Origin of the sequence: Comamonas sp. Y33R10-2 (assembly GCF_019355935.1) — a bacterium.
Classification (GTDB): domain Bacteria; phylum Pseudomonadota; class Gammaproteobacteria; order Burkholderiales; family Burkholderiaceae_C; genus Comamonas.
The window spans coordinates 1,915,324-1,928,916 of sequence record NZ_CP079925.1; the positions used below are offsets into that span (position 1 = coordinate 1,915,324).

At 52.9% G+C, this 13,593-nt stretch carries 13 protein-coding genes; 4 read left to right on the forward strand and 9 right to left on the reverse strand.

Going from position 1 to position 13,593, the window contains the following annotated elements:
* The first annotated feature begins 40 nt into the window (after positions 1–40).
* Genes KUF54_RS08585 through KUF54_RS08600 form a run of 4 tightly spaced genes read left to right on the forward strand, consistent with a single transcriptional unit; the run spans position 41 to position 3,895 of the window.
* Positions 41–1,027 (forward strand): ABC transporter substrate-binding protein, encoded by a 987-nt coding sequence (locus KUF54_RS08585; protein WP_219346197.1) that lies wholly within the window; start codon positions 41–43, stop codon positions 1,025–1,027.
* An 8-nt stretch (positions 1,028–1,035) separates the two neighbouring features.
* Complete coding sequence (locus KUF54_RS08590) at positions 1,036–2,073, forward strand: cupin domain-containing protein (RefSeq protein WP_219346198.1); 1,038 nt, start codon at positions 1,036–1,038, stop codon at positions 2,071–2,073.
* Positions 2,070–2,933: a fumarylacetoacetate hydrolase family protein gene (locus KUF54_RS08595; protein ID WP_219346199.1), complete on the forward strand. Its 864-nt coding sequence runs from the start codon at positions 2,070–2,072 to the stop codon at positions 2,931–2,933. The genes KUF54_RS08590 and KUF54_RS08595 overlap by 4 nt, the downstream gene beginning before the upstream one ends.
* Before the next feature lie 2 nt (positions 2,934–2,935).
* Positions 2,936–3,895, forward strand: a complete 960-nt coding sequence (locus KUF54_RS08600; protein WP_219346200.1) for a PDR/VanB family oxidoreductase — start codon at positions 2,936–2,938, stop codon at positions 3,893–3,895.
* 169 nt (positions 3,896–4,064) lie between these two features.
* Here the strand turns inward: KUF54_RS08600 and KUF54_RS08605 are convergent, their stop codons facing one another.
* The 9 genes from KUF54_RS08605 to dmpG form a co-directional block, all read right to left on the reverse strand.
* Positions 4,065–4,850, reverse strand: coding sequence for a TetR/AcrR family transcriptional regulator (locus KUF54_RS08605; protein WP_219346201.1), 786 nt, complete (start codon positions 4,848–4,850; stop codon positions 4,065–4,067).
* A gap of 166 nt (positions 4,851–5,016) precedes the next feature.
* Complete coding sequence (locus KUF54_RS08610; protein WP_219342377.1) at positions 5,017–6,516, reverse strand: MmgE/PrpD family protein; 1,500 nt, start codon at positions 6,514–6,516, stop codon at positions 5,017–5,019.
* A 110-nt stretch (positions 6,517–6,626) separates the two neighbouring features.
* On the reverse strand, positions 6,627–7,280 hold the full coding sequence (locus KUF54_RS08615; RefSeq protein ID WP_370627499.1) for a hypothetical protein: 654 nt from the start codon (positions 7,278–7,280) through the stop codon (positions 6,627–6,629).
* A 68-nt stretch (positions 7,281–7,348) separates the two neighbouring features.
* A complete protein-coding gene (locus tag KUF54_RS08620) occupies positions 7,349–7,531 on the reverse strand; it encodes a hypothetical protein (protein ID WP_219342378.1) in 183 nt (60 codons plus the stop codon).
* 36 nt (positions 7,532–7,567) lie between these two features.
* Positions 7,568–8,041 carry a hypothetical protein gene (locus KUF54_RS08625; protein WP_219342379.1) on the reverse strand — a complete coding sequence of 158 codons (474 nt, stop codon included), beginning with the start codon at positions 8,039–8,041 and terminating at the stop codon, positions 7,568–7,570.
* A gap of 35 nt (positions 8,042–8,076) precedes the next feature.
* Positions 8,077–9,222 (reverse strand): porin, encoded by a 1,146-nt coding sequence (locus KUF54_RS08630; RefSeq protein WP_219342380.1) that lies wholly within the window; start codon positions 9,220–9,222, stop codon positions 8,077–8,079.
* Positions 9,223–9,380: 158 nt separating this feature from the next.
* Positions 9,381–10,742: an MFS transporter gene (locus KUF54_RS08635; protein ID WP_219342381.1), complete on the reverse strand. Its 1,362-nt coding sequence runs from the start codon at positions 10,740–10,742 to the stop codon at positions 9,381–9,383.
* A gap of 59 nt (positions 10,743–10,801) precedes the next feature.
* The gene (locus KUF54_RS08640) at positions 10,802–11,956 is read right to left on the reverse strand and encodes a DctP family TRAP transporter solute-binding subunit (RefSeq protein WP_219342382.1); all 1,155 of its coding nucleotides are present in this window, start codon (positions 11,954–11,956) and stop codon (positions 10,802–10,804) included.
* A gap of 607 nt (positions 11,957–12,563) precedes the next feature.
* Positions 12,564–13,589: a 4-hydroxy-2-oxovalerate aldolase gene (dmpG, locus tag KUF54_RS08645; RefSeq protein ID WP_219342383.1), complete on the reverse strand. Its 1,026-nt coding sequence runs from the start codon at positions 13,587–13,589 to the stop codon at positions 12,564–12,566.
* Positions 13,590–13,593: the final 4 nt, after the last annotated feature.

Genomic DNA, 13,593 nt, shown 5'->3' on the forward strand with positions numbered 1-13,593 from the left:
ACGCTCTCTCCCCCTATTTTTGAATTAGCAGGCTATCAATATGTCAAAGCTCGAACTGTCTCTCGCCATTGGTAATTACGACCGCTGCCGCCCCCTCATTGACGGCGCTGTGCAAATCGACGGCGTGAACCCGGTCATCATGACTTTGTCGCCCGAAGAGATCTTCTTTCGCGCATTCCGTGGTCAAGAGTTCGACATTTGCGAACTCTCGCTGTCCAGCTCAACACTGCAGGCCGCTCAGGGCACCTTCCCCTATGTAGGCATTCCCATCTTCTTGTCACGCGCCTTCCGCCACACTGCAATTTACTGCCGCACGGACCGCATTCAAAAGCCTGAAGACCTGCGTGGTCGCAAAATTGGTCTGCCCGAGTACCAACTGACCGCCAACGTCTGGGTGCGCGCGATTTTGCAAGAGGACTACGGTATTGCACCTTCCGACGTTACCTGGGTGCGCGGCGGTATCTCGCACGCCGGCCGTCCTGAAAAGCTCAAAATCAAGCTGCCCGACAACGTGCGCGTTGAAGATGCGCCTGAAGGCGAAACCATCTCCAGCCTGCTGGCCAAGGGTGAAATTGATGGCTATGTCGCGCCTCGCGCTCCCGACGTTCCTGCAGGCACTCCTAATATCGGCTGGTTGTTCCGCGACCCAGTTGAGGCCGCCAAAGACTACTATCGCCGCACCAACATCTTCCCCATCATGCACATTCTGGGTGTGCGCCGTGAGCTCGCTGAGCGCCACCCATGGCTGCCCGGCGCCATCTACAAGGCGTTCGAAGAGTCCAAGGTCAAGGCGCTTGAGCATCTGTCTGAAACCTCGGCCACCAAGATCACGCTGCCCTTTGTGGAAGAGCGCCTCAAAGAAGCCCGTGATTTGATGGGTCAGGATCACTGGTCCTACGGCATCAAGGCCAACCGCCACGTGCTGGAGAACTTCTTCCATCACCACCACGCGCAAGGCCTGTCGCCACGTTTGGTCACACCGGAAGACCTGTTCCACCCCGGTACCTTCGAGAGCTACAGCCTGTAAGGATCACCATGTCATTGAGCAGCGAAGAGATTTTGCAACAGTGGCATGGCGCAGGCTTGGCGCCCTTGTGGAACAGCCCTAACGCACACAAGCCGCCTCCTGCCCCCACTGCAGCCCATCTGTGGCGCTGGCAGGAAATGCGCCCACTGATCGAGCTGGCGTTTCAGGAAACCTCGCCTGCCGCCGTGCAGCGACGTGTGCTGCAAATGCTGAGCCCGGTAGCCAAGTCTTTGGCTGACGAGCACACCTGCGGCAATGTTCTGGCTGCTTACCAGTGTTTGCTGCCTGGCGAAACGGCACGCCCTCACCGCCACACCATGAACGCACTGCGCTTCATGCTGGAAGGCAAGGGAGCTGTGACGCTGGTAGACGGCAAGGAATGCCCCATGGAGCCAGGTGACCTGGTTTTGACACCCGGCATGACTTGGCACGAGCACCGCCATGATGGCAGCGAGCCCGTTGTGTGGCTGGACGTGCTGGATGTGCCCTTGCACATGTACATGGGCTCAGTCGTGTTCCAGCCCGGCCCTATTACCGAGCCGCCTGTAACCATGCCGGATGCGGCGTTCGCCCACGCCAATGTGGCGCCTTTCGTCACGCTTGGCCGCACGGACCACTCGCCCGTGTTCCGTTACCCCTATGCCGATGTGGTGAGCGCCCTCAAACATGCACCTGCCAGCCCAGACGGCATTCGCCGCGTACGCTATGTCAACCCGCTCAACGGCCAAGGCGCTATGGCCTTGCTGGAAGCGAGCATGATGCAAATCGATGCCAACACCCAGTCACTGCCCACACGCAGCAATGCCAATTTAGTGGTCTCGGTCGTCGAAGGTTCGGGTGAAAGCGTGATTGGCGACAAGCGCATTCAATGGTCTGCGCGTGATGTGTTTACGGTGCCGCAAAACAATTGGGTCTCGCACAAAGCAGCAGGTGCAGATGCACGACTGTTTGTCGTCTCTGATGCCGATGCCATGCGCCGCCTTAATCTACTGAGCGAAGAGCTGGGCACAGCTGCCACATCAATAATAAACAAGGAAGAACAATGAAGATTTGCTGGTTTAACAACAATCAATTGGGTGTCGTCGTCAATGATCGCGTGTACGACGTCACTGCCGCCCTCAAAGCTCTGCCCGCCCCCAGCTACCCCGAATTTACCGGTGACTTGGTTGTAGCCAACCTTCCCGCGCTGCGCGCCGAGATCGAACGCCTGCTGCCCACGGCCTCTTCTGAAGCTGTTGCAGATGTGCGCCTGCTCAGCCCTGTGGCACAGCCCGGCAAAATCATTGGCGTTCCAGTGAACTACCAAGCTCACGTGGAAGAAGCCCAACGCGATGTGGCCATTTTCACCAACCGCTACACCGGCGGTGTCAAGGAGCAAGGCTTGTTCCTGAAGGCCAACAGCTCACTGATCGGCGCAAGTGATGCCGTCAACATCACGATGCCCGAGCGCCTGACGCACCACGAGATTGAACTGGCGGCCATCATCGGCAAAAAAGTCTCCAACGTCACGCAGGCTGAAGCTTTGTCGTGCATTGCAGGCTACTCCATCGCCCTAGACATGACCGTACGCGGCCCTGAAGACCGCTCGCTGCGCAAGTCGCTAGACACCTACTCCGTGCTCGGCCCCTGGCTTGTGACGGCAGACGAGATTGCAGACCCACAGAACCTGAACCTGCACCTGCGCGTTAATGGCGAAACTCGCCAAATCACCAACTCGTCGCAAATGATCATGTTCATTGCAGAACAGATCGAATGGGCGTCCACCTTCTACACCCTGTACCCCGGTGACGTCATCATGACCGGCACCTGCGAAGGCGTTGGCCCCGTTGTTGCCGGCGACACCATGCACGCATCTATTGAGTCCATTGGCGAAATGCACGTCAAGGTAACCGGCTCGAAAGGCTGAGCATGTCCAGCACTCACAAAGAACATCTCCAACTGCGGGTTCAGTCCATTCGCTATGCGGCCAAGGACACTTACCTCGTCGAGCTCACGCAGCCTCAAGGGCAGACATTGCCCTCGGTCACGCCGGGCTCTCACATTGATCTGCACCTGCCCAACGGCATCACGCGCTCTTACTCGCTGGTGCAGTCCGGCGACAACCCCGAGTCTTATGTCGTGGGCGTCAAGCTGGATGCAAAAAGCCGCGGTGGTTCACGTTATGTACACGAGCAACTGCGTGTCGGCTCGGTCTTGCCTGTCTCTCAGCCACGCAACCACTTTCCTCTCGTCGAAGATGCGCCCCACTCGGTGTTGATTGCCGGCGGCATTGGCATCACCCCCATCTGGTGCATGGCCCAGCGCCTGCAGGCCATCGGTGCCTCTTGGGAGATTTGGTACAGCGTTCGCTCTCGCGCCGACATGGCTTTCATCCCTCAACTGCAGGCTCTCGGTGACCGCGTTCACCTGCACTTTGATGATGAAGCAGGCAGCCCCATGAACCTGCCCGCTATTGCTGCAGCCGCACCTGCCAACGCGCACTTTTACTGCTGCGGCCCCGCGCCCATGCTTGATGCCTACGAAGCCGCAGCATCGGCCCGCGTGCCTGCCGAGCAAGTGCACCTAGAACGCTTTGCAAGCAAGCAAGTGGCGGCAGTTGATGGCGGCTTTGTCATCTCGCTGGCGCGCTCCGGCAAAGAACTCACTGTGCCCCAAGGCGCCAGCGTTCTGAAAGTGCTGCTGGAAAATGGCATTAACGTGGACTCATCCTGCCAAGAAGGTATCTGCGGCTGCTGCGAAGTCGTGGTGCTAGACGGCGAAGTTGACCACCGCGACGCTATCTTGACCGACTCAGAAAAGGCCGCCAACAAAACCATGATGGTTTGCTGCTCGGGCGCCAAGAGCTCTCGACTCGTGCTTGATCTCTGAAGCTCCCCCAACAAAAAAGCCGGCTTTTACGTCGGCTTTTTTATAGACTTTGATAGCAAGTAGTGGCTGTCAATGCTTGAGCTCAATATGAAATCAAGCTCAAACCAACCACTACACGGCAGATAACGCTATCGTTTTGAAGCATTAATACTGAGACGGCTGCGCTTCTTCAAGCCAATTTCGGTGCCTTGCTAGCGGTCTTGCTAGCAGTCTTGGGCGCGGCTTTAGTCGCTGGCTTCGCCGCAGTCTTGGCCGCTGTTTTAGTCGCCACCTTTGCCACGCGCTTATTCACGCTAGCATCACCCTGCGCTAGCTGCATACGCGCATGCGCCACCAGATGCAACAGGCAAGTTTTGAGCGTGAGCTGAAAATCCTCCAGCGCCTGACCAGAAGCACCTGCAATCGCATTTCCATCTTGCATCGCAAGCGTAAAGTCACCCAGCTTTTGCGGCAGCTTCGGTTGGAATTTCAACAAGTCCGTTGGCAAGATGCTCCGCCACCACCCAACCAGCTCCTGCTTTTGCAGCTCACGTATTCGCAGAAACTGAGCACGAGCCGTCTGCTCTGGAACCGATTTTTCCACGCTAAGAATCACGCCCAGACGCCAGAAGTCTGCAGCCACAAACTTGGGCGCCGTCGCTCTGCTAAAGATACGCTCCACATGCTCTTCAAAACTCTCATCAGGACGAGGCTTGTTAACCTCTTCGTTAACCTGATGCCAGCGCTCAAAGCTCTCTTCAATCATGGCATTTAGGAGTAAATCCTTGCTCTCAAAATGCCAGTAAACACTACCAACGGGCAAACCAGACATGCTTGCAACCTTGGCCATCGTCATGCCGCTGTAACCATATTTGGAGATCACATCAAACGACGTGTCCAGAATACGCAGTCGCACAGCAGCACTGGATTTGTGCTCGCCATGTTTACGCGGTCGGCTTTTTTCACTCGTGACCATAAGGGTGCTTTCTTTGTATCAAGGGTGCTACTCCATTCAAGTTCAAGCCAGACTCAATCTGCTCGTGACCAGCTACTCACCATTCCAAAAATCATGGCCTCACCCAAAAACAGGTGAGGCCATCATATCTATCGCGCGTTAGTTACCTTAGCTCGTAAACACGCTTTTAAATCGCCATCGATTCCTGCAAAGCAGAGACATTTTTCTCCGCTTCCAGTTTTTGCAAACGCTTGAGCAACTGCTGCGCCTGCACACGCTTCATCTTGGCCGCGTCCGTGCACTCGTAGAATTTCTTCTCGTACTCAGCTGGCGACATGGGATTTTTCGGGTCACCCTTGGCATAGTTCACTTCCTTCAAGTAGGTCTTGCCGTCACGGGTTTGAATCTCGACTCGCGCAAAGCCAGGACCACCATCTGGACGCACCAAGCCTTTATCTTCAACCGTGAACATGCGCTGCGTCAGTGCCTTCAGATCCGCACGCTGCAGCGCTTGGTCAGTGAAGTGACGCAAAGATACTTCGCGATCCTGAATCGCGACAGCCACCATCCACGGGTTGCTAAATTGCGCCTCCACAATCGTCTTGGGGTTGCGCTTTTTATCAATGGGCGCGCCCAGCAGCATCATCTCACCGGGCGGGCTGTAAATAGTAACCTTCTCCACCTGTTCGGGCAGGATGTTGTGGGTCTTAACCAGCTCTAACGTTCCATCAATGGCCACGTGACCGCCACGGCAAGATGGATAGGGCTTAGGTGCAATGTCAAGGCCTGCGAACTGAGTCCCAAGGCCCCCAAGCAATGACTCTTTAGAGAATTTGCCGCCGTGATACTGCTTGAACAAGCCTTTGAAGCCTTCAAGCACATTGTCAGAACCAAAAACACCGTGCTTTGCCAAGCGTGCAGACATCAAGCCGTCATAACTTGCAAAGCCACCACCCAAGCGCTTGGCCAGCGTTCCGTCCACACTCGCTTGAGCATTGCCAGACATCTGGTGGTAAGCCAAGCCCACGGCTGCAACCATCTGTTTTTGCGTCAGTCCCAACAATCTGCCAGCGACCATGGCTGCAGCCAAGATGCCATACATAGGGGTCGGGTCCCAGCCCACGATGAAAGGAGATAAGCCCGGCGATCCTGCTCGCGACAGGCGGCAGGCAATATCTGTTCCCAAGGCCACAGCTGTAATCAACTCTTTGCCGGACACTCCTTTGACCAAATCTGCAGTCGCCAGAGCTGTGGGGACGGTTACGCAAGATGCGTGCATGAGCGAAGGCTCATAAGTATCGTCAAACTCAAGAGTTGCAGCCATCGATGCATTCAGACGCAATGCTACTTCAGCAGGCAGGCGCACTTTGGTGCCCAGCACCAGGCTTTCAGCCTTGCCGCCGGTATCTTGAGCCCAGCTGAACAACTGCCGAATGCCATCCGCATTGAGCGCAGGCAGCGTCACGGCAACCGTGTCCAAAATCTGCACCTTGGTCGCTTCCACTACCGCTGCAGGAAGCGCTTCATATTGCGTGTTCAAGCAATAGTCCACTAGCGCATAAATGGCATCCGGTGCTCTTGCCGCAGCCACGCCATCTTTCGCCGCCTGTGCCCAAATAGAGCCGACGGAGCCACTTGCTGCAAACAAAGCAGACAGTTGTGCAAAATTTCTACGATTGAGCTTCATTTTGAAATGCTTCCTTACTTGAAACCGGCAAACACCTAAATCAGGTCAGCCCGCGTTTAGGCATCAGATTTATCGATAGGCACTGATGCCTATATTCACGACTCAAATCTTCAACGCTTTTTTTGCGCAACCATCATGGCGACAGTCGTCAAAATCAATGCGCCAACTGGTGGACCCCAGTCATAAATTCGCAAAGGTCGGGTTCCCATCGTGGTCGAGAAGGCCATGACAACCAATGTCCAGACTCCAGCAAGAATGGCAACGATGATGAAATCCTTTGCCACTGGAGGCAACACACTGGAGTTTTCACCTGAGGCTTGCACAAGATTCGGCCCCCTATCCCACGGGAAACCAGGCTGTGCGCGAAACTGAAACAGGCTTGCAAATATTTTTCCGTAGCCAAGCAACAAAAGGCCGCACAAAAGCAACTCTTGAGTCCCCGTAAACAGCTGACGTGGATGCGGTGAAATAAATAAATTCAGATAAATAATCTGAAATGAAATCCCTGCCATGACCGACAGAGCGACTGGTACAAAAACATTGAACAGCAGCATCGAGCCCAACACTATCTCTAGATATTTCACCAAAGGATAGAAACCGATTTCATTCATTTCATGCATATAAGGGCCAACCAGCCCCGCCTTGCTGAAATCAGGAATCACCCCAAATACCGCGTAATTAATCCCAGACTTTAAAAAATGAATGGCGTAGTAAAACCTAAGCCACAATACGATATATTTCCAAGGCCCTTTTTCAGCGCTCATTATTGTCTCCTTTATTTTAAATAAAAAAGGCCGCAATGAATTTAAAAACATTGCGACCTTTTTATTAATTAATCTTTTTTCTTGTCACGGATAAGATAAAAAATCAATCCAGCCCAAGATGCTACAAATGCAACGATGTCATAGTTGCGAATTGGACGATATGTCGTGTAAAAAAGACCAGTCGACCCAATAAATGCTGCAGCTGTCAGGAAAACACAGACAAACACAGCAATCCATTTATTTTTATCCATTATTTCTCCGTTTTTTATTTTTAACAAATGAAAGTATTAATCAACAATTCGTCGACCAACATCTGGCTTGTATGCTTTATCCCCATTCCACAGCCAAAGCGGTTCAAGCTTAGGCTTGAGCGCCGCAGCCATCCAGCCGCTATAAGCCAGCAATAAAACTCCGTTCAGGAAAAGTTCTTGAGGCCCGGTGAAATACTGACGAGGCATTTCAGGTGAAGCCACGATGATCGTGTTCAACCAGAAAATATTGACAGAGGCAGGCATTTCAAGAATCAGACCCAACAGCGGCATGCGGTTAAAGAAAATCATGGCACCAGTCACGATTTCCAGGTACTTAATTATCTGATAGAGGTAAATTTCAGCATTCGCATTGACCCATTCACCACCTACTCCAGGAATATTAGGCACATACCCTGTAAATGCATAGCGCAAACCAGAGAACAGCAAATGGGCGCCGAAGTACAGACGAATCCAATGAACAATGTAATACCAGGGAGACTTAGAAGCCATTTTATTTCCTTTACAGTTTTAAAAATCAGTGGCTCTTAGAACCTGTGGGACATACCCAAAATCACACCGTTAACACTGGCTCCCGCATTGGGAATCGTGCTTTGGAAAACAGGCCAGCGAGATTTACTGTCTTGCGTCAGTCGTGTGACAGCCGCCAACAACATCGTGGAGCGGCTCAACTGATAGGTATAAGCCACGCCATAGCTGCGGGCATCGCTGTTATCTGCGCCGCTAGAGTAATGACCCAAGGTAAAGCGCAATTGACTGTTATCAGTCACTGGAACGACACCACCCAACAAAATGACCGACTCTGAATTACCGTTAACCGCTTGACCCGACGCATTTAACGCTGGGTCAGTCACATCGCGGTGAATATAAGAAACGTAAGGCTGGACAGGGCCTTTTTTGTAGCTGGCACCCAGCGCGTACTCGGTTACGCCCTTCGCTGCTGGCGTTGCGCCAGCACCTTCTACTTTGGACGTTTTTACGAGCAAAGCACCTAAGGTCAGTGGCCCATTTTCATAATCGACCATTGCCTCCAACATTTTAGGCATGGTCTGCGAACGCTCATTGAATGAATACGACACCTTTGCCTGCACACCACCTAGGCGAGGAGAAATATAGGCCAGTGAGTTTTCCGTACGCATGGTCGGATTAATCAAAAATCCCGTAGACCCACCCCGTTTAGACGCAGAAACATAGCCGGGCATTGGAGAGCCCAGCGTAGTCAGCACACCCCATGCATCCATAGCAGGCAGCAGCATGGGATCAAATTTTGGGAAAAAGTCGTAGATCGGACCTTCCAGACGACCGGCGCGAACAGCACCTAGGGACTGGCTTGCCAACTCCACATAGGCCTGACGACTCCAGAAACGGCCCGGATTACCGCTGGTTGAGCTTGATGTACCAGAATCCAGATTAATACCGGCTTCTAAGCGTGCACCAACCTTAAGGCCTTGACCGAGATCTTCACTGCTTAGAAAACCCAGACGTGAGCCCGCGCTTGCGGCATGCATGGCTGTTTTGGATTGGCCAGATGTACGGTAATGAGCAACTCCAATATCCGCTGCACCGTAGAGGCGAACAAAGCTAGTAGAATTTTTTTCTTGATTATTATTATTTTGTGCTTGCACCATAGAAATGGCCAGCACTGAACCAACCCCCAGCAGGATTTGTTTCATTATGTCTCCGATTTTATTTAATTAAATTTACCGACAAACGATCATAGAAATTTTATTAAATCCCCATGTCTTTTCAACCCGAAAAAAGAGTTGATTGAAATCTTGCAACTTCAATCAACATCTTTATTCAAATCAAAATCTCTCCAATATCAAGCAGATTACTTTTGGAAAGCCATATCTCGCTTTGGCTCGACCTCTTCTTCATTAGCAACCGTAAAGGTATCTAGTTCTTGGTCAAACTTCTCACTACCGATCCAGTAGGTAATACCGCTGATGACGCAAATCGCACCAAAATACATGGCAACCCATTCAGGATTTTTACCGCCAGAAGCGGCCAGCAAAGTCGCAGCGATGAGCGGTGACAAGCCTGCGCCCAATGTTGAAGCAATTTGGAAAGTCAAAGCAATGCCGCTGTAGCGCACATCAGCAGCAAACTTCTCGCTGATCCAGGTGTTGAACACTCCGCCCATCAATGCCTGAATCACGGGCATTGCCAACACCATTGCAAGCAGCAGCAAACCAAAGCTCACCTGTTGCACCAACAAGAAGATGGGCCAGATCAGCACCACACCAGCAGTAGCACCTGTCAGCATCAAAGGTCGGCGACCCACTTTGTCAGACAGTGCACCAAAGAATGGCAGCGTGAAGATGTTGAAGAAATTAGCGATCGTCATCGCAATCAGTGCGTCCGTACGGCTGTGTCCCATCTGCACCGCATAGTTCAACAGGAAAGCTGCAGCAAATGTCGAGAACGACAGAGGTGCCAAACCACCCAGAACACCAGACACAATCTGGCGCTTGTTGTATTTGAGAACCGTCACGATGGGGATCGACTTAGGTCCCTTCTTGGCAGCCTGAGCCTTGCGAGCGGCTTCGTACTCTGGAGTTTCCGTCACTTTCACGCGGATCAACAAGCCCACAACCATCAGCAGTGCGCTCAGCAAGAATGGCACTCTCCAGCCCCAGCTCAAAAAGTCTTCACTAGGCAGCAATGAGAACGGTGTCATGACCAATGTCCCCAGCACAGCACCTGTAGGACCACCAGCACTCACCAGACTGACGGCAAAGCCGCGCCCTTTAGGCTTGGCATGCTCCATCGACATTAGGGTTGCGCCCCCCCACTCGCCACCCATGGCCACGCCCTGCACCAAGCGCAGAACCACCAACAGGATTGGAGCAATCACACCGGCCTGAGCGTACGTAGGCAGCGCACCAATCAAGGTGCTGGCCAAGCCCATCATCACCAACGTCACCACGAGCACATTTTTGCGCCCTAGTTTGTCACCGTAATGACCAAACACGACCGCCCCTAATGGGCGAGCAAAGTAGCCCACCGCGAATGTAGCGAAGGAAGACAGCGTGGCCGTAAACGGATCCATCGCAACAAAGAAGATCTTTGGAAAGATCAGTGCAGCAGCAACGCCGTACAACAGAAAATCGTAATACTCGAGCGTTGTTCCCAAGTAACTGGCGATCATTGCTCGTCGCTTTTGCTTTTGCGCTTCAGTGGTCTCGGTCATAAAAATCTACGGTCTCGTTGTTTAAGCAAAGGAAAAGCTTCTACTGGCTCAAAAGTCCATCACTGAAGCGAATAGCTAACAGTCGTCAAAGCAAGTATTGGCAAGGCACTACTGCATAGGCCGCCTTTGAGGCAACCAGTAGCACGGGGTTTTAAGCCCGTGTCGGTCAATGCGTTTTCACGCATATTTTTTGTGGCGTCGCTCAGCTTTTGCACCAGTTCATGGGACACCATGTGAATCTGCATTCCCTGCGACTTCAGGGTTTCCAAGACTTGGGCATCTTCCTTGCGCGCAGCAATACGCTGCTGCGAAGCCACTTGCTGCGCAGCCTTATTCAAGACGTCTTGTTGCAATGTGCTCAGAGCACTCCAAGCCTTGGCATTGATTACCAAAACCTGTGCTCCGTAAGAGTGATTAGTCAGCCAGAGCTTGTTCTGGACTTCATACAGCTTGTTTTGCTGCACTGAAGTGATGAAGCTTTCCTGCGCAACAATCTTTTTAGACAGCAGTGCTTCGCGCACTTGACTCACAGGAATTGCAACAGGCATAGCGCCCCAAGCTTTAAAAGTTTCTACAGAGGTAGCGACCGGCAATGAGCGCAGTTTCAGCCCATGAAAATCCTGCAGTGAAACCAGATCTTGATCAGAGGTGGTGAGCACGCGAAAGCCGTTTTCCATCCACGCAAGTCCCACTAAACCGTGAGCCTCCAAGCGCTTGAACAAAGCCTCACCTTTGCTCCCATCTATCAGAGCATCAACCTCAGCGCTATTTCTGAGCGCGTAAGGCAGGTCGAACAAAGAAAAGCTGTCATCGAGCTCAGCCAACCCTGTCGCGGCGACCAGCATGATTTCTGGTGTTTGTGCCTCGCCTGCTTGCAAAGCATTGATCTGTTGCGAGGGATTACCAGGCACAGTGCCTGAAAGAACTTTCACCTGCAACGCAGTACTACTGCGCTCATTAACCAGCATGGACAAGCTGTTCAAGGCCTGACGAACAGAATGCGTCTCAGGTAAATAGGCTCGGTAATCTGCCACACGCAGCTGAGAAGTGCTCTGTGCCTGAGCAACTCCCGCCACATGAAAAGGAACTAGCGCCACCAACAAGTAGCGGCCTGTCAACCGCCTTGCTCGAAAGCTATGCCGACAGCGATCAAGCAGATGCAATGCAGCATCTCTCAATCGTGTTTCGGCACTTTTCAAAAGTGCTCTGTTCATCGATTTGTCTCCGTGTATTTATCAATCCAGTACTTTTGTTCTGGAATATTTTTCTAGAATTCTGAAACTAGAATTGAACTAAATCAACACGGAGAAACACCAACTCTGCTATTCAAAGATCGAAGGAAAGACTGACATCTCGACCTGTTTTGAAAAGCCTCCCTGCTAACACAATGATTTGGAGTTACTTCCCCTGCTTTTGTGCAAACGGCAAAAGGAACTGAGCATGAATAAATCTAGGGAAAGCACCTAGCACTACATTGACACATTTGTATGCAGGAAAGCGTGGAATACGCCCCACCGCCTAGGTTGCATGAGCTAGGCGGCACACAAAGGAGCACACATCCTTTGGAGGCTCGGGCTTTAGTAGCCAAATAAACGGTACCAATTGTTAGCACTACAAAAATCTCACATGTAAAAACCAACTCGGCACTCAAGCTCACCCTGTGCAAAAGCCGCTAACACCACAGAGCAAACGAAGGCTTGCGTTTGAGACGAGGCGCTAAGCCGCAGGTAGTACATGCGTACAACAAGGCAAAGCAACGACGTATCAAGGGTGGTGTTAGCGGCTCTAAGCGATGATTTCTACAATCGCCCTGAATTAAGTTCAGGCAGCTGTGCGCTGGCGCAGCAAATCAAGGGCGACGTCCACAATCATGTCTTCCTGGCCACCCACCATGCGGCGCTTGCCCAGCTCCACCAGAATGTCCACAGCCTTCAGGTTGTACTTGGCAGCAGCGACCTCCGCATGGCGCAGGAACGAGCTGTACACACCTGCATAGCCCAGAGCCAGTGTTTCGCGGTCCACGCGCACGGGGCGGTCTTGCAGGGGGCGCACGATGTCGTCAGCCGCATCCATGAGCTTGTACAGGTCGGTGCCGTGGTTCCAGCCCAGGCGCTCAGCAGCGGCAATGAAGACTTCCAGAGGTGCATTGCCCGCACCCGCGCCCATGCCGGCCAGGCTGGCATCCACACGGTCGCAGCCTTCTTCGACGGCGACGATGGAGTTGGCCACGCCCAAGCTCAGGTTGTGGTGGGCATGCATGCCGGTTTGGGTTTCGGGCTTCAGCACATCCTTGAAGGCGCGGAAACGGTCACGCACATCTTGCATGCCCAAAGCGCCGCCCGAATCCACCACGTAGCAGACGGTGGCGCCGTAGCTTTCCATCAGCTTCGCTTGCTGGGCCAAACCTTGAGGGGTCTGCATATGGCTCATCATCAAAAAGCCCACGGCTTCCATACCCAAGTGACGGGCGTATTCGATGTGTTGACGCGAAACGTCGGCTTCGGTGCAGTGGGTCGCAACGCGAACTACGCGCACGCCGGCGTCGTAGGCGGCTTTCAGGTCATGGACGGTACCGATGCCGGGCAGCAGCAAGGTGGTGATCTTGGCGTGCTTGACGACGCTGGCCACGGCTTCAATCCATTCCAGATCAGTGTGGGCCCCAAAGCCGTAGTTAAAGCTGGAGCCTTGCAGGCCGTCGCCGTGGGCCACTTCAATGGAGTCCACCTTGGCATCGTCCAAGGCCTTGGCGATTTGCTTGACTTGCTCAACACTGTACTGGTGGCGAATGGCATGGCTGCCATCACGCAGGGTCACGTCGGAGATGTAGATTTTTTTGTTCACGTTCATGACG

Bases quoted from the DNA above. Each gene is read 5' to 3' on its own strand.
- KUF54_RS08605 (WP_219346201.1), bottom strand. From the start codon at position 4,850: ATGGTCACGAGTGAAAAAAGCCGACCGCGTAAACATGGCGAGCACAAA.
- KUF54_RS08610 (WP_219342377.1), bottom strand. From the start codon at position 6,516: ATGAAGCTCAATCGTAGAAATTTTGCACAACTGTCTGCTTTGTTTGCA.
- KUF54_RS08600 (WP_219346200.1), top strand. From the start codon at position 2,936: ATGTCCAGCACTCACAAAGAACATCTCCAACTGCGGGTTCAGTCCATT.
- KUF54_RS08615 (WP_370627499.1), bottom strand. From the start codon at position 7,280: ATGAGCGCTGAAAAAGGGCCTTGGAAATATATCGTATTGTGGCTTAGG.
- KUF54_RS08590 (WP_219346198.1), top strand. From the start codon at position 1,036: ATGTCATTGAGCAGCGAAGAGATTTTGCAACAGTGGCATGGCGCAGGC.
- KUF54_RS08585 (WP_219346197.1), top strand. From the start codon at position 41: ATGTCAAAGCTCGAACTGTCTCTCGCCATTGGTAATTACGACCGCTGC.
- KUF54_RS08635 (WP_219342381.1), bottom strand. From the start codon at position 10,742: ATGACCGAGACCACTGAAGCGCAAAAGCAAAAGCGACGAGCAATGATC.
- KUF54_RS08595 (WP_219346199.1), top strand. From the start codon at position 2,070: ATGAAGATTTGCTGGTTTAACAACAATCAATTGGGTGTCGTCGTCAAT.
- KUF54_RS08640 (WP_219342382.1), bottom strand. From the start codon at position 11,956: ATGAACAGAGCACTTTTGAAAAGTGCCGAAACACGATTGAGAGATGCT.
- dmpG (WP_219342383.1), bottom strand. From the start codon at position 13,589: ATGAACGTGAACAAAAAAATCTACATCTCCGACGTGACCCTGCGTGAT.
- KUF54_RS08625 (WP_219342379.1), bottom strand. From the start codon at position 8,041: ATGGCTTCTAAGTCTCCCTGGTATTACATTGTTCATTGGATTCGTCTG.
- KUF54_RS08620 (WP_219342378.1), bottom strand. From the start codon at position 7,531: ATGGATAAAAATAAATGGATTGCTGTGTTTGTCTGTGTTTTCCTGACA.
- KUF54_RS08630 (WP_219342380.1), bottom strand. From the start codon at position 9,222: ATGAAACAAATCCTGCTGGGGGTTGGTTCAGTGCTGGCCATTTCTATG.